General features: G+C 59.4%; 14 protein-coding genes. 2 read left to right on the top strand and 12 right to left on the bottom strand.

The window, feature by feature from the left end; translation table 11 throughout:
* Window positions 1-16 precede the first annotated feature (16 nt).
* Window positions 17-1,492, top strand: coding sequence for a pectate lyase (locus tag EN859_RS11625; protein WP_189501872.1), 1,476 nt, complete (start codon window positions 17-19; stop codon window positions 1,490-1,492).
* 169 nt (window positions 1,493-1,661) lie between these two features.
* On the opposite strand, the gene EN859_RS11620 is transcribed toward EN859_RS11625, so the two are convergent.
* The 8 genes from EN859_RS11620 to rfbF all read right to left on the bottom strand — a co-directional run bounded on the left by EN859_RS11620 (window position 1,662) and on the right by rfbF (window position 10,076).
* On the bottom strand, window positions 1,662-3,023 hold the full coding sequence (locus EN859_RS11620) for a UDP-glucose/GDP-mannose dehydrogenase family protein (protein WP_127851421.1): 1,362 nt from the start codon (window positions 3,021-3,023) through the stop codon (window positions 1,662-1,664).
* Window positions 3,024-3,095: 72 nt separating this feature from the next.
* A complete protein-coding gene (locus EN859_RS11615) occupies window positions 3,096-3,536 on the bottom strand; it encodes a GtrA family protein (RefSeq protein ID WP_189501870.1) in 441 nt (146 codons plus the stop codon).
* Complete coding sequence (locus EN859_RS11610; protein ID WP_127851792.1) at window positions 3,536-4,528, bottom strand: glycosyltransferase family 2 protein; 993 nt, start codon at window positions 4,526-4,528, stop codon at window positions 3,536-3,538. The genes EN859_RS11615 and EN859_RS11610 overlap by 1 nt, the downstream gene beginning before the upstream one ends.
* The gene (locus EN859_RS11605) at window positions 4,528-5,535 is read right to left on the bottom strand and encodes an NAD(P)-dependent oxidoreductase (protein WP_127851423.1); all 1,008 of its coding nucleotides are present in this window, start codon (window positions 5,533-5,535) and stop codon (window positions 4,528-4,530) included. The genes EN859_RS11610 and EN859_RS11605 overlap by 1 nt, the downstream gene beginning before the upstream one ends.
* A gap of 97 nt (window positions 5,536-5,632) precedes the next feature.
* A complete protein-coding gene (locus EN859_RS11600; RefSeq protein ID WP_127851424.1) occupies window positions 5,633-6,859 on the bottom strand; it encodes a class I SAM-dependent methyltransferase in 1,227 nt (408 codons plus the stop codon).
* Between the two features lies 1 nt (window position 6,860).
* Complete coding sequence (locus EN859_RS11595) at window positions 6,861-8,114, bottom strand: aminotransferase class I/II-fold pyridoxal phosphate-dependent enzyme (RefSeq protein ID WP_127851425.1); 1,254 nt, start codon at window positions 8,112-8,114, stop codon at window positions 6,861-6,863.
* Complete coding sequence (gene rfbG / locus EN859_RS11590) at window positions 8,105-9,253, bottom strand: CDP-glucose 4,6-dehydratase (protein ID WP_127851426.1); 1,149 nt, start codon at window positions 9,251-9,253, stop codon at window positions 8,105-8,107. The genes EN859_RS11595 and rfbG overlap by 10 nt, the downstream gene beginning before the upstream one ends.
* Entirely contained in the window at window positions 9,234-10,076 is an 843-nt protein-coding gene (gene rfbF, locus EN859_RS11585) for a glucose-1-phosphate cytidylyltransferase (RefSeq protein ID WP_127851427.1), read from the bottom strand. The genes rfbG and rfbF overlap by 20 nt, the downstream gene beginning before the upstream one ends.
* A gap of 526 nt (window positions 10,077-10,602) precedes the next feature.
* On the opposite strand from rfbF, the gene EN859_RS11580 reads away from it, so the two are divergent.
* A complete protein-coding gene (locus EN859_RS11580; protein WP_127851428.1) occupies window positions 10,603-12,207 on the top strand; it encodes a hypothetical protein in 1,605 nt (534 codons plus the stop codon).
* A gap of 85 nt (window positions 12,208-12,292) precedes the next feature.
* On the opposite strand, the gene EN859_RS11575 is transcribed toward EN859_RS11580, so the two are convergent.
* From EN859_RS11575 to EN859_RS11560, 4 genes are read right to left on the bottom strand one after another with little or no spacing between them, the layout of a single operon-like run.
* A complete protein-coding gene (locus EN859_RS11575) occupies window positions 12,293-13,366 on the bottom strand; it encodes a sulfotransferase domain-containing protein (RefSeq protein ID WP_245525536.1) in 1,074 nt (357 codons plus the stop codon).
* A 25-nt stretch (window positions 13,367-13,391) separates the two neighbouring features.
* Window positions 13,392-14,498, bottom strand: coding sequence for a glycosyltransferase family 4 protein (locus EN859_RS11570; protein WP_127851429.1), 1,107 nt, complete (start codon window positions 14,496-14,498; stop codon window positions 13,392-13,394).
* 26 nt (window positions 14,499-14,524) lie between these two features.
* Entirely contained in the window at window positions 14,525-15,202 is a 678-nt protein-coding gene (locus EN859_RS11565; RefSeq protein WP_127851430.1) for a response regulator transcription factor, read from the bottom strand.
* Window positions 15,199-15,906, bottom strand: coding sequence for a sensor histidine kinase (locus EN859_RS11560; protein ID WP_189501868.1), 708 nt, complete (start codon window positions 15,904-15,906; stop codon window positions 15,199-15,201). The genes EN859_RS11565 and EN859_RS11560 overlap by 4 nt, the downstream gene beginning before the upstream one ends.
* Between the last annotated feature and the right edge of the window lie 221 nt (window positions 15,907-16,127).

Below are 16,127 nucleotides of genomic sequence, written 5' to 3'. Positions count from 1 at the left end.
GCCACAGAGCGCGAAGATGAGATTTTTCGGCTGGGCTTCGATGGCGCCCGATAAGGGCCTACGTGCAGTCGGCCTGGCAGCGGGGATAGCGCTGTTCGTCCTGCCAACCAGGGTGGAACCTGCATCCGCAGCCGCCGGCCCCGATCCCAACTCGGTCGCCGCGGTGGAGAAGATAGCCGATCTTTTCGCCAAGCATTTGGCGATCGGCGGCGGTTTCGTTTACGCATACTCGCCCGATTTTTCAATTCACCGTGGCGAAAGCGGGAAGGTCGAAGACGGCGTGGTCTGGAACCAGCCGCCCGGCACCCCGGGAGTTGGCGGCGCGTTCCTTCGGCTCTACGAGTTCACGAAGGATCCGCGCTGGATGGCGGCAGCAGCTGCCGCTGCCCGCGTCACGATGGACGGGCAACTGCTCTCGGGCGGCTGGTACAACTTCACCGACACGGCGGCCAGCGCTCGCGCAAGATGGTGTTACCGAACCACGGTCGCAAACGACGATGCATGTGAGCGGATCGATGGTAACAAGGAGCGCAACAACGGCACGCTCGACGACAACATTACCCAGAGCAATCTCGGCTTCCTGATATGGTACGACGAGGCTTCGCAGGGCCGCGACCCGGCTGTGAAGGACGCGATCAAATATGGCCTCGATCGGCTCCTGGAAGCGCAATATCCCAATGGAGCATGGCCGGTCTTCCTGGGCCGTGTGTTTCCTCACCGGCTATTCGCAGCGGCTTGGCGTGCGCGGCTGCCTGCGACCTGGTCGCGAGAATGGGTCAAGCCACCAGGCTCCGCTTTGGTTGTGAATGACCAGCTCATCAGGGACGTGATACGCCTTCTGCTCACGGCTGAGCGGTACACGAAGCGCCAGGATCTGCTGGCTGCCGCGATGCGAAGCGGTGAATTCCTGCTGGCATCGCAGCTGCCTGGCCCGCAACGCGGCTGGGCGCAGACCTACAATCTCGATCTCGAGCCCATATGGGGGCGAAAGTTCGAGCCGCCGGCGGTTGCGTCGCGTGAGACAGCCGGCGCGATCCAGGCGCTTCTGCAACTCTATCTCAGAACTGGAGAACAGCGCTACCTCACGGGTGCGACCGAAGCGGCGGAGTGGCTGCGCAAGAGCCGGCGCCCGTCGGGCGACTGGACGCGCTTCTACGAGCTTGGATCCAACCGGCCGCTGTTTGTCGGGCGCGACAACAAACTGACATATGACGACCGTGACCTGCACAAGGGATATGGTCTGGCTGGAGAGTTCGGCATTCCGGAAGTGCTCAATCTGGTGGACAAGGTGGTCGCAGGCGAGAGGCCCGATGTGTTCAATGGTTGGGATTGGGTTTTCGAACCGACCCCCTCCCATGGCGATGAATTGCGTCTCGCTACCAGTCAAGCAGACAAGGATGGGCGCATCATCGAGGACGGCTGGATCCAGAGCAGCACGTTGGTCCAGGCCGTTCGGGCACTAGGGCGACCAGTTGATGAGAGAGGCGAGTGAAGGTGGCAACGAGGCTCTCTCCGACTGCCGGCCGGCGCCCTCCCCTGGTTGCCTGGATGCAAGCGAAGCCGCTCACCGGTTGATGGTTGGGAGCTGATACCGCCAAAGCTCGGTAGAGGACGGCTCGCGTGGCGGCGGCACACGCCATGTCCCGCCGATCGTTATCAGTTCACGCAACCGCTTCCTGCTCGGAGGGCGAAACGTTCGTAGGTGCAGGACCCGTCCTGGATGCAGCACCTATCCTGAAATAGGCGAAACCGTGACTGGTGACTTCGTCCGCCGAATAGATGTTGCGGAAATCGAGCATGATCGGCGTGGCGACGAGTTTGGCCAAACGTTTGAAATCCAACGCGCGGAACTGTTCCCACTCGGTGAGGATGCAGATCGCGCTTGCATTCTCTGCAGCGTCGTAAGGGTTCGAGCGAAATGCGACATCGGACCAGAGCATCCGGGCCTGCTCCATCCCCTTTGGGTCATAAGCCTGAATATGCGCCCCCGCGTCCTGAAGCGCTTGAATGATGGAGATCGATGGAGCCTCCCTCATGTCGTCCGTGTTTGGCTTGAAGGTCAAACCGAAAATGGCGATCGTCTTTCCGCGAACGTTACCGCCCACGGCCTCGATGATACGGCGCGCCATTGCCCGTTTGCGAGCATCATTGATGGCGACGGTCGTTTCAACAAGCCTCACGGAGCTGCCGTAATCCTGGGCGGATTTGATCAATGCAACAGTGTCCTTGGGAAAGCATGAACCACCGAATCCTGGTCCGGCATGCAGGAACTTCGATCCGATCCGGTTGTCCGACCCAATGCCCAGCGCCACCTCCTGGATGTCGGCGTTCACCTTTTCACAGAGGTCTGCAATCTCGTTGATGAAAGTGATCTTCATGGCGAGAAAAGCGTTCGCTGCATATTTGATCAGCTCCGCAGACCGGCGAGAGGTGAACAGCACGGGCGACTTGTTGAGGAACAATGGTCGGTAGACTTGCATGAGGACCTGGCGGGCCAGGTCGCTCTCCACTCCGATGACGATCCTGTCGGGGTGTTTGAAATCCTGAATTGCTGCGCCCTCACGCAGGAATTCCGGATTCGATGCGACGGCAAAATCCGCGTGTGGACACTCTTCACGGATGATCCGCTCCACCTCGTCGCCGGTGCCGACCGGCACGGTCGATTTCGTTATGACAACCGTCGAGCCTCGCAGGGCGTGCGCGATCTCGCGCGCGGCCTCATAGACATGGCACAGGTCTGCATGACCATCACCGCGTCTGGAAGGCGTCCCGACAGCGATGAATACGGCGTCTGCTTCTCCGACCGGCCCAGCAAAATCGGTCGTAAAGGTAAGACGTTCGTCCTGCAGATTGCGGACAATCAATGATTCGAGCCCGGGTTCGAAGATCGGTATGTCCCCGCGTTTCAAAGCGGAAATCTTGAACGCGTCCTTGTCGATGCAAGTTACGGTGTGGCCGAAATCAGCCAAGCACGCACCCGAGACAAGTCCTACATAGCCGGAACCAATGATTGCGATTTTCAAGCTGACACCTCACGCATGGATATATTGCCTGATATCCCGGCGATGGTCGGATGACTGCCTGCTCTTGTCAGGTCAGGAAAACCACCAACTCCTTTTGTTTTGCGGAACCTCAGCCACATTAAAGACCCACATGCGCGCGGCGAGATAGTTCCAGCCAAAGACGATCGGCACGCTGATGAGTTTGGCATCGATGGCTGGGATGACAGTCGTGAGGAAGGCCACAAGCACGGTGGAGATCAGCAGGCCGGTCAACGTGGACAGGACAAACTTCAAAGCCTGCAGACGGCTCCCGTCGACGCCGAAAGTCCATGAGCGATTGAGGACGTAGCTCAGCAGAATTCCGCAAGAGTAAGAAAGAAGGTTTGCGAGTGCTGGTGGTGTGGTTGCCGCCGTGAGGGTCGCAAAAAGGATCAGATCCAACGCGGTTGTGATCGCTCCCACCGTGGCAAATCGCAGTAGAGTCCCCGTGCTTTGAACAAAACGATTGTTATTCGCTGCGGCAAGCCTGATCACTATTTCACTTTCAGCTTCGAGCTCGTCAGCACGTGCAGGTTGCGATGCTCTGCATTCAGTGTCTGCTCTATGATTGTAACGGGTCGGCGCTTGGATTGCATGAATATCCGACCGACATACTCACCGACAATTCCAAGGAACATTGCGTTCAATGCGATGGAAAGCAGCAGCAGGAGGGCTATCGTCGCAAAACCCCGCGGCCATTGCTGTCCAAACAGCAGCCAGCCGACGAGGTAACCGAACACGAGAAGCGAAGTCACCGCTCCGGCAATCAGGCTCGTGATCGACGCCAGCCGGAGCGGAACGAGGGAATGATTGAGGATGGCGTCCACTGCCAGCGCCACCATGGCCCTCAGCGGGAACTTGCTTTCGCCCGCGATGCGGCCCTGCCGGTCATATTCGAACCCAACCTGGCTAAAGCCCATCGCGCTGATCAGGCCGCGCAGATAGGGTGATGTATCTTCGACACTCCGCAGTTCGGTGAGAATGCGGCGATCGACGAGGCGAAACTCGCCTGCGTTGAGTGGCAGGTCGTCCTCGCTGAGCGCATTGACCAATCGGTAGAAGATCCGGCGGATCAATGCGGTTGTCCAACTGTCTTTCAGCGACCGACGGACACCATAGACCACCTGATTTCCCTGGCGCCACAGGGCCAGCATCTGTGGAATGAGGTGGGGCGGATCCTGGAGATCGCAGTCGATCTGAACGGAACAGTCGCCGTTCGCCGCCTTGTAGGCGGCCAGCAGTGCGCGCTGATAGCCGATATTGCGGCTGAAACGTATGACGCGTACGCGACGATCCTCAGCGGCGATGCTTTTCAGGATGTCGAAGGTGCGGTCGGTTGAATGGTTGTCGGTGAAGATGATTTCGTAGTCATAGCCCGGGAGATCGCGAAACGTGTCCACGATCGCCGTGTAGGCCCGACGCACGTTTGCCTCCTCGTTCAGAGCCGGCACAAGCACCGAGACTGTGAAAGGCCCTGAGTTGGACATCATGTTACTCCTAACCCTCTATGCTTCGGCGAGACGGTTGTCGCCGCCATTCCAGACTGCCCTTCATGGACTGCGCAATCCCGGTACCAGCGCACCGTCCGCCTGATCCCGTCAGCAAGCATGATACGAGCCTGCCATCCCAGCAGGGTGCGCGCGCGCTCAGGCGAACCGCGAAGGTCCGCCGCTCCCGAGGGCGGGCTGCCGTCGCCATACTGGACAAGGTGCGCCTCGGCACCGGTTTGCTCGACGACAAGCTGTGCCACCTCGCGCATTGTTGGCGCCACGCCGCTGCATATGTTGACCAGTGTGGGCTTAGACATCGGCATGGCGGCCATTCGCTGCAGCGCCTCTACCACCTCGTCGACAAAGATGAGATCGCGTCGGTCTGCCGGCCGGCGCACGAGCGAATTCTCACCGGCAAGGCATCGCGTGATAAGAGATGGCACAAGGTAATCGGTGGACTGGGAAGGACCGTAGACCAGAGCCAACCGAGCCGTGGCGACAGGAAATGGAAGCCGGGGCTGTAGCGCCGCGACATAGTGGGTCGCGGCGACGAGGCCGGCACTGTAGACCGTGATCGGGGCTTCACGCGCCTCCTCCTGATAGGGGATAGGCGCCAATCCATACTCGGCAAGCGACCCGGCCCGGATCAGGTAATCGGGCGGACTGCGGGTGGTGGCCGCCGCGCCCAACAGCGTTATCAGGTTATAGAGGTCTTCCTGGACGTTCTCCTTGGCGTCTTCAACAGAGGTATGTTGCGGGCGGCGTGGGTTAGCCGCCAAGTGGTAGATGACGTGCGGTTCGGCGTTCCTGAGACAATGCTTGAGGTCCACTTCCGAGCACAGATCGAAGCGATGGCGTGAAATGCGGTCACCGAGGTGCTCGAGCCGCTCATCATTGGAGCCGGCACGAACAACGACGTGGACTTGGTGGCCAGCTTTGAGACAGGCTTCAGTCAGATGCGAGCCGACGAAGCCGGCGCCTCCGGTGATGAGTATCCGCGACATCGCATCTACTCCAGGACAGTCCACCACTTGTTACGGCTTGAGGTCGTCAATACCTGCATCCGGCAGCCAACCTCTTTTCCGACCTCCGCGGACCCGTTCAATTGACGAGAACAGGCGTTGGCAGCGGAACGAGAAACCGTCCGCCATGTGCAGCGAAGTCCTCTTGCTGCAGTCGTATCTCGTCGAAGAAATTCCAGGCGAGGACCAGCAGCACGTCGGGCCGCTCCGCGTCGAGCAGCGCTTCCGGCGAGCGAATGGGAATCTTCATGCCGGGCGAAAAGAGACCTTGCTTGAGCGCATTGCGATCGACGAGATAGTCGAGATTGCCGGGTCCGATCTTGAAGAAGTTCAATAGGGTATTGCCTTTGGCGGGCGCGCCATAGCCGGCAACCTTGAGACCTTGCGAATGAAGGTCGGCCAGGATCGCGTTCAGATCTAGCCGCACCTTGTCCACGCGGGCTGAAAAGGCTTGATACGTCTCGATCGACAACATGCCGGCGTCGCGCTCTTCGGCCAACATCTCTGGAACGATCGGCTTCACGGAGGTAACAGCAGCAGCTCGTCTCAGGAAGACGCGCATCGAACCGCCGTGGACACCGAGACGGTGCACATCGGCCACCACGAGACCGAAGAACGCACCGAGCTTGACCAGTGAGAGCAGGCTGAACTCCGAAACATGTTCGTGGTAAATCGTGTCGAACTCGTTCTTCTCGAGGAGTTCCTTGGCCCAGGGTACCTCGATCACCATTACCCCGTCGTCGGCGAGCCACTGGCTGACGCCAGCCATGAAATCGTGAAGGTTGCCGATGTGGTTGAAGGTGTTGGTGGTGACGATCACTGCCGCCCGGCCATGCTTGTCCACCAGATCCTTGGCCGCCGCGTCGGAGAAATACCCGACCTCTACTTCAACTCCGCGCGTCAGGGCGACTTCAGCCAGGTTGGCGGCCGGATCGACCCCGACAGTCCTGCATCCGAGCTTGTTGCAGGCCGACAGCAACAAGCCGTCATTGCAGCCGATGTCCACGACCAAGCCGGAATTGGCTTCGTTCTTCAGGATCTCGGCAAGTTCGGCGAAGTGGCTGTGCATCAAAGTGGCGCTGGAAGGAACGTAGAGGTAGTGCTCGAAGAAGCCTTCCGGCACCTGGTCGGCCACCTGGATCAACCCGCATTCCAAACACACCTGCGTATCAAGCGGATAGGCCGGCTGGTTCTTTCCAACGTCTTCCGCACGCACGAAGCTGTTGGCGGGCGGATGGTCGCCCATGGGAAGGAACATGTAGGGATTTGGAGCCAGACAGGTGCGGCAGCCAGTGAGGAGGGTCATTTCAAACTCCGATCGATGCCTGGGAAAGAGGTGCACGAGCCACTCGCTGTTTGACGGCGCGCGTAGCCGCGAAGCTTTTGGCGAACTCCCTGAACGACTCGTGGATATGGTCGAGTTGTTCAGCGTTCAAACCGTGGTGGCAGGCAAGCAGTATGCCGCCGCGCATGACGTCGTCGGCAACTGGATAGCCATCGGGCGCAGCCCGATATTTCCTCCCGGCCATCGCCGGTTGCCGCAGGATGTTGCCGGTGAAGACCGGACGGGTCTGGATGTCCCGTTTTTCCAGGAATATCTGCATCTCCCGACGCGTGAACGGGGCGTCGCGTCGCACGGTTAGTGGGAAGGCTAGCCAGCCCGTACGAGATCCAGGCAATTGCCGTGGCAGAACAAACCAGTCGCTGTAGTCCTTGAAGAAGGCGTACTGCTTGGCGAAGTTCCGCTCGCGCGCGGAGATGTTGCGCGCAAGCTTGTCGAGTTGCACCAGCCCGAAGGCGGCGCCTATCTCCGACGGCTCGACATTGAAGCCGAGTTCCTCAAAGACGAACTTCGCATCATATGCGAAACCGTCGAGCTCGACGTTGAAACGGTTTTCGATCGTCTCGGAGTCGACGAAGAGCGATGACGTCCGGCCCCATGAGCGAAGCAGCAAGGCGCGACGGGCTAGCGCGTCGTCATTGACGCAGATCATTCCGCCGTTTCCGGCGGCGGTGATTACGTGCGAACCGTAGAAACTCGTTGTACTTATGTCCGACCGGGTGCCGGTACTCGTCCCGTGCAGCGTCGCGCCGAGCGTGTCGGCGCTGTCTTCAATGACAATCAAGCCGTGTTTGTCCGCAATGGCGCGGATACGGTCCCAGTCCGGCAGATTGCCTATGAGTGACGGAATCATCACCGCTCGCGTCTTGCCCGATATGCTTTGTTCGATGGCCGCGACGTCGATGTTGTAGGTCCCCTCGACGACGTCCACGAAGACCGGGACCAGACCTGCCCTTATGATGGGCGCAACGGTGGTGGCGAAGGTAAGCGCCGGCGTAATGACTTCCGCACCAACAGGCAGGTTGAGTACTTCGATCGCCAGGTAGTTAGCCGACGAACCGGAATTGACCATGATGCCGTGGCGTTTGGCAAACAGCCACGCGACGCGCTGCTGCATGGCCCGCACCTTGTCCCCCATCTGGGTCGATGAACGGAGAACGCCAACAACTGCAGCAATTTCCTCTTCGCCAAAAACGGACTGTCCGTAGTTTACACGCATGCAGGCACCCCTATGCTGGGTTCAGTCTCGGAAGCCTTCTCGCGGCTGACTGACCATGCCGCGGCGTATTCGGCGATCTGCTGCTGCGAGAACTGCCGAATTGAACTGGGGTTCTGCTGGTATCTCAAATGCCACTCGACCGTCATCGAGACGGCCTCGCCAATGGACAACAGCGGCTTCCAACCAAGTTCGACGTAGGATTTCGTACTGTCGAGACGAAGGACGGCGGACTCCGGCGGCTCGTTGGCGCGTTTCTCCACCATGTAGCGGGGCGCGCCTCCATTCCACTTCTCGACAACCAGATCTGCCAAGGTGATCACGTCGACGGCCGCATCCCTGTCGCAGCCGAAGTTCCAGCCTCCGGCGAAAGCTGACCCGGTGTCGATCAACCGGGCGGCAAGCATAAGGTAGCCCCGCACCGGCTCCAGCACGTGCTGCCAGGGACGGACATTCCTTGGATTGCGTATTCGGGCAGGAGAACCAGTCTCGGATGCGCGCACCAGGTCGGGAATCAACCTGTCGACACCCCAGTCTCCTCCGCCGATGACGTTGCCCGCACGAACGGTTGCGAGTTGCGGTCCGTCGCGATTGTTGAAGAACGAGGAACGATATGCTGCGGCAACCAGTTCGGCGCAGCCCTTCGACGAACTGTACGGGTCGCGGCCGCCCATTGGATCAAGCTCGCGATAACCCCAGACCCATTCGCGGTTCTGGTAGCATTTGTCACTGGTGACCACGATGATGCCACGCAGCGAAGGCATTCGGCGGGCTGCCTCCAGGACCACAGCCGTCCCGATGACGTTGGTCATATAGGTGCCGATTGGATCCTCATACGACGCCCTGACGAAAGCCTGGGCGGCCATGTGGATGACAAGATCGTAGTCCTGGCCTTCGACAAGCTTTTGAAAACCTGTCTCGTTACGGATGTCGCCGTTGCGGCTGTCGATGAGCGCCTCGAGGCCGACCGCAGTGCAGAAAGAACGCTCTTGCGGCGGCAGTGCAACGCCCACGACTGTAGCACCAAGGCGGCGCAGCCAGAGGCAAAGCCATCCGCCCTTGAAACCGGTATGCCCCGTGACCAGCACGCGACGGCCGGCCAGTGCGTCTCTCAGATATACTTCATCCACGAATGCGGCCACGGCCTTCACCTGCTATGGACGGCGTCAACGACCCAACGGAAGACAGTTCGCCCGGTGCGAATTGCAGCCATGGCGGCTCGTCGGATTCGCATAGCCCATCCAGGTAGTCGCGATCGCGTACCGTATCCATTGGATGCCAGAACCCTTTGTGCTTGTAGGCAAAAAGCTGGCCGTCTCGCGCAAGATTGGTGAGTGGTGACATCTCGAGCGGTTCATCCAGCCCAGGAATGTAATCGAGGACACCCGGCTCGAAGACGAAGAAACCACCGTTGATCCAGGTCTCGTGCTTGCGGACCTTTTCGGTGAACTCGATCACCTGGTCGCCTTCGATCTCTAGATTGCCGAAGCGCGCCGGTGGCTGCACGGCCGAAACCGTCGCCAACCGCCCGTGCGAGCGGTGGAAGGCAAGCAGTGCCTCAAGGTCGATGTTACCGACACCGTCCGAATACGTTACCATGAAGGTATCGCGGTCGAGCCAGTCGCGTAGCCGCAGCAGGCGGCCACCCGTCATGGTCGAAAGGCCTGTGTCGACGACCGAGACATTCCAATCGAGTGGCCGGGTCGGTCGCAGGATCATCGAACCGCTTCCCAGAGCCACCGTGAAGTCCGCTGTGGACAGATGGAAGTTGTGGAAAAAGGCCTTGATCGACATACACTTGTAGCCGCCAGCGACGATGAAGTCGTGAAAGCCCCAGTGGCTATAGATATCCATGACATGAAGTATGATCGGGCGTCCGCCGACCTCCACCATCGGCTTTGGAACGCGGGTGGTTTCCTCGGCCAGGCGAGAGCCAAGACCTCCGGCCAAAAGAACAACTTTCATGACGGACCTCGCGCGTCTCGGCGGCCCGTTTGCCAGGCCGTCATTGCCAGCTTGCTACATGCTCTGAGCGCTGGCGTAGTATGACACGTCAGTGCCGCGGAGCCGGATTTACTTGAAGTTCGAAGTAAAGCCACAGAATCAGACACCCTCGGCCGGATGAACCGAAACCCATCGGCCGGCGCCGAAGCAGATTTGCTCCGGGTTTGAAACATGAAACAATATCAGGAGGTCGGCAAGTTGCCGGCTGTCAGGCTAATCCTCGCCGCTTGCCGGGTTAACACCGTCTGGTTTTCCAGAAAATATCCGGGCTGTTCGGCATTTCAGATGCTAAAGCTGAAAGGTCGCGACCACGCTGGATAAGGCGGGTTCCAGGCAGGCCGAAGCAGGTCGACGAGACGGGTTGTCCATGCAGCATGCAAGGTTCGCGATCACATCGATAGTGCTGGTTCTTGTCGGCTGCGTTTTCAGGGCGAAGCGCGGCGTCGCTTTCGCGAGCCGAGCAATGGCCACTTGCTAGGAAGCTGCCATGCACAAATCCGTTGAGCGTATCGACACCAGGACATCCCCACTGGTCTCCGGGTCGATTGCCTTTCTTTCCGTCTTGTTATTCGCGTGTCTGGCGGTTCGAATCTTGAACTACGAACTACGCCTAGATGAAGAGCTTTTCGTTCCACCCATCCGGTTGCTGGAGAACCATCGACTATACCTAGACTTTTTTTACAACCATCCGCCCGGATCCGCGTGGTGGTTCTATGGGGTCAGAAAGCTGACCGGATCCGACTACCTGCTGCTTAGCGGTCGCCTCGGGGTCTTGGCAGGATGGCTCTTATTGGCGGCAAGCATCGGCATCGTCAGCTTCGCCCTGACGCGTTCCGGGGTGGCGAGCTGGTGCATCGTGGTCCTGTCACTCGCAAACGAGCTCTTTCTGGCTCAGACCGGTGTGGCGGCAACGAACAATCTGCTGCCCCTGCCCTTCCTGTTTCTCGGGCTTGGGCTGTTCATCCTCGGCGTAAACCACGACCGTACCAAGCCAGTCCTGGTTGCTTTGGCAGGGTTTTGCCTGTCAGTTGCCGGGGCTTTCAAGATCAGCGCGGTCGCATTCATTCCGCCGGTGGCGATCGCTGCCTTCCTCATGCCGCGCCCGGAGGGCATCCGGCACCGCGTCATGCAGGTGGTTGTCCCATTGACGGTGGGCGGGCTGGTAGGCGCCTTGCCCATTCTCACCTACCTCATAGCCGATCCCGCACGGTTTCTTGCGCATGTGCTGGGCTATCACCTCGGCCCGCACGCCCAGTATTTTCAGATGCTCGGGGCGGACGACGATCACATCACCACGCTTTCGGGCAAACTCAAGCTGGCATCGGGCATCTGGCTGGACGGCTCGGTAGCCGTTCCGCTCGCCGCGCTGCTGACGCTGCTCATCACGACGCAGCGTTGGACCGTGGACAGGCGTCGCGGTCACTGGTTGCTGCCTTCGGGTTCGATGGCCATCGTGCTCGGGGCGCTTGTCCTCGCAATCGTGTTCAGTTTCATTCCGACTCCAAGTTACCCGCAGTATTTTGCCCCACCGCTCGTTTGCTTGCCGCTGGCCCTAGCGCTTCTGTTCGCCAGGCTCATGCCTGATGCTCGCAAGAACGTGCAGCCTGCCCTCACGGCCGCCACCATTATCGTGTTGGCGATGGCAGCACCGCGTTTGGTGCAACATCTGGGCACGGTTATTCGGCCGGAAAAGTGGACTGTCATGCGCGTTCACGCCGAGGGTGTCGCCATCGCAGAGCGTCTCGCCGCAGCTCACGTCAGCGGCAAGGTCGCGACCCTGTCGCCGATCTACCCGCTTGAAGGCGGCCTCGACGTATATCCCGAACTCGCGACGGGGCCATTTGCCTATCGAACCGCCGATATTGCCGCGCCTGAGACAGCCAGGTACTACCGCATGACCTCATCCGCGCAAGTCGGTGCACTTCTCGATGCTGATTCGCCGGCAGCGCTCTTGCTCGGGTTCGATCAGACCCTTGAACAGCCGCTGCTCGCCTATGCGAAGAAGAACGGCTATGCGCCCGTGCCCGGTTTTGCGATTACAGATCGATATGGCACCGGGACCCTGTACGTCCGGTCCGGCGCGGCAGAATGATCGCTCGGGCCGCTGATCGCGGTGACCATGCGGATTTCGGGATCGGACTGAGCGGCAACGACCTATGCCGTTGTCCCTCAGGCGATTAGCAAGCTGCGAGCGGCAAACCCGTGCTCGCTAACAGTTTCTTCGCCGCAAGTGTCAGCTCGCGGGCGCAAGTCCCTTCGATCATGGCAATCTGTTTGACGTCGAGGTAATCTGCAAATCCTCCAACCTGGCCACGCCGCATTCTCAGGCTTTCGCTGTCGCTTCGGTCGTAATCGTGTGCGGGCAGTCCCATCGATCTCTCCTGCTCTTGCATGGAGCTGAACCGGCTCGCCTCCACTGCCCTCGCAAGCTCGGGCAAGTTGATCTCACAGCCAAGGAATGACAGAACCTTCGCCGTTTCGTGCTCTGTGTTCGAGGACAAATTTTCATAGCTGAGAACGTGCGCCCTACGGGCCGCGACCCCTGCCGACCAGCCGTTCAGATATCGAACCAGCGACGGTAGTCCGTGATCCCGATCGCTTATGAACTGCCCGATATCCCCTTGGAACCTATGCTTCTGGCGGGTGGCATGGAAGTACGCCGAGACGATCAAGTCGCGTGGATCGCGCACCATGAATATCACTGGGCGATTTAGGAACAGCCGTCTTTGGTGACCCAAGTGGCTTACCGGAACCAGGGGCAATTTTGGTCGAAATTGACCAAACGCAAATGCAGGGAATCCCCTGACGGGATCCATGTCGAAATTCGGCAATACCGTGAACATGCTGTGGAGGTCGACGTCCAACCCCAGGCCGAAGGCGCGCGCGAAATAGGTTGAGAGTATGAACCGAAACCAGGTGCGGCCGGATTTTGGATAGGAAACCAGGACGGCATCTGACCTGGCGGCAACAGATGCCAGACGGATCGAGTTGGTTGTGCGGCGCCAAATGCGTTTCGCAAGATTTGCCTTTGCCATTTTGTCAAACGACCGCGCTGTAGGAACTGGTGCTGGAACGCCGTTCCAATCGGCCATCACGCGGCCGAGGGAATCGCGCTGGGCCGTCAAAGATGCATTGCTGTCTGATCGTTCTCCCAAACGCTCATCACCAGCAACGCCGGCAAGTGGTCGAGCATGCGCATCGACGTCGCGACACTTGGCGAGGCGGTCGTCATTACAACCATCCGTCACCATGTCACGAGGCTCTTCCCATGCTGCATCAGCCCTGCACCGGCAGATTGACCGCCCGGCCTTTCACGACGTTCGAGATTAATTCGTCCCATTGCGCAAAGACGGCCGACTTGGAGTAACGCGCCGCGACAAGAGGGCCGGACGCCGCCAATTTCTGCCGCAAGGGCTGGTCGATTGCGACACGTCGAAGTGCTTCGGCAAGCCGATCGACGTCCTCCGCCGGAACCAGCAGACCGGTGCCCTCGGTGCGCAGTATATCGGCGGGGCCCCACGGACAATCGAACGCAACAGTGGCCATTCCAGCCATCAGCGCCTCGAGAAGGACGTTCGGAAATCCTTCGAAGCGTGAACTCAGGACGAAAATATCCCCGACAGAAAGCCAGCCTACGGGCGAGTTCGTAACGCCTGGCATCCGAACACGGTCCGCAATCCCTAGGCCCCTCGCCTGTTGCTCAAGAGCGGCCCGCTCCGGTCCTTCGCCGAAAATGACCAGCGTGACCATTGGCAATTGGCGGGCGACGCGGGAAAACGCTTCGAGCAGAAGATCGAAGCCCTTCTGTTTCTCCAACCTGCCGACCGCGACGAACCTTGTTCCACCACCTGAAGATCGGGAAAAACCTTCAGGCGGCGTCACAGGGTTCGGAATAACGACGGCCTTTGCCTTGAGACGGTCCGGCAGGAAACTGCGAGCCAAGTTGGTCTGCATGACCAGTCGTGAGGCACAGCGCGCGATAAAAGGAGCAAATAGCCGCCAAAAAGGGCTCATGCTCTGCACCCTGTAGTTGTTGCGTTCCGAGATGATCGTCGCCGTGTCCAGGCCAAGGGTTGCAACTCCCACCAGGATATTGATCTTTGTCAGGAAGGACACGACAAGATCGGGCTTGAGGGCTCGAAGCCGCCGCCGAAGCTCGATCAGCTTGAATGCCGTTGCACAGATACGGCAAGAACCTCGCCACTGGGGTATTACTTCTATTTTTATGGAGCTATCGTATGGAAAGTATGATTGCGGGCGTTCAGCATTGACCGCAATCACGTGAACTGAATCTTTGTTCTTGTCGCGGTGGTGCGCGAGCAGATTTACAATTTTTTCTGCGCCACCAGCACCTAAGCCAGAGAGAACAAATACTATTCGCACTGTGCAATCCGATTTAGGCGCGAAGCTTATTGCTTTGCATCTTCTGTGACATTCATCCACCCATGGGTAACGGCAAAGTGGACGATTTGTGCCCGCGAGTGCAGGTTGAGCTTTTCGGCAGCTCGCGCCTTGTAAGTCTCGATCGATTTTACGCTGACCGCTGCCCGCCAGGCGATCTCCTTGTTGGAATAGCCAAGCGCCACCATCCGCAACACCTCTTGTTCGCGCTTGGTGAGCTCTGTTTCACCCGTGAAAGCACCGATAGCCGAGTCCTGCCTGGCAGATGAGGGCGCCAACTCGCCGGCGGTGGCGGGATCCAGAAACAACCCTCCCAACATAGCGGTCCTGATTGCCAGCAGAAGGTTCTGGCTCGCCGATCGTTTCTGAACGAAGCCCTTGGCGCCAATGTGAAGAGCCTGCTGTACGTGAGTGCGCTCTTCATAGAGGGTCATCATGACTATGTGCGCGCGAGTTCCTTGCGCGACAATCCGTTGGGCGAGCACGAGCCCGTTCATATCAGGCAGTGACACGTCCAGAACAATCACGTCAGGATCTGTTTCCTGTATCAACGTCAGCGCGTCGGCTCCGGTGTTGGCATCCCCGACGCAGATGATGTCGTCCGACGCTTCGATGAGCGCCCGCGCGCCAGCCACGACCACTGGATGATCGTCGACAACGATGGTGCGTATTGGTGTCTTCGTCATTGCCGGGTACCCGTCCGCTGATATGAAGAGTTGATGAGCGGAATTGTCGCGACGATGCGCGTGCCTTTGCCGGCGAGATGGCGAACCGAGAAGTTTCCTCCAAGTTCCGCGACCCGGTCGCGCATGCCGTTGATGCCGCAGTGCTGCCCTACGCTTCGAAGCGACGAACTCGGTGGTTCGCACCTCGTCAACCCGTCATCCTCGATTTCCAGCCCGAGCATCTGAGGTTTCAGCTGCAGACGGACATTGACCAGCGAAGCTTGTGGTGCGTGCTTGGCGACGTTTGTCAGAGCCTCCTGAACAATTCGGAACACTGCTTCGGCAGTCGTGTCGTCAAGATCACTGCCATCGGTCATTTCGCGGTCGAAGCGAACGGCGATCCCAACTTCACGCTCCCATTGCAGCACCAAATCCTCAAGCGCTGCGACAAGGCCACTGCCACGCGGAACGCCGCAGCGCTCCCCGGCACAGATCCCCCTCACTTCGTCGCTGAACTGCTCCAGTACCGTGCGAAGATCGCGCAGCGCGGCGTGCGTGGTCGGCTCGCTTGTATACAGCTCGAGAGCCGCCAATCGGAGCATGATGCCGACAAAATACTGTCCGGCATGGTCGTGCAGGTCACGTGCTATTCGCCGGCGCTCCTGCGCGGCCGCTATCGCACGAACCATCTCCAGCATGCCATTGGAATTCTGGCCGATCGCCACGGGGGCGACGTCACCGGCGCAAATATACGAGCCGGTAGCAGGCGCCTTGTTGCTGGTCGCCTTTCCTGATCGCGCAGGAGGCAGCCGGCTCTTCAATCCGTATGGGCCATATTGTGGTGAGAAACCCTTAGAGCCGGGTTTCAGAAGATAGACTTCGGTCTTGTGTTCGCTCCGTTGGCGACGCGGGCCAGGATTGTCAACCTGCCCCTCCCCGTCGCCAG

Source organism: Mesorhizobium sp. M00.F.Ca.ET.216.01.1.1 (assembly GCF_004010325.2).
Taxonomy (GTDB): Bacteria; Pseudomonadota; Alphaproteobacteria; order Rhizobiales; family Rhizobiaceae; genus Mesorhizobium.
Note: the sequence above shows the minus strand (reverse complement) of the source record. Positions and strands in the feature narration are given on the sequence as shown.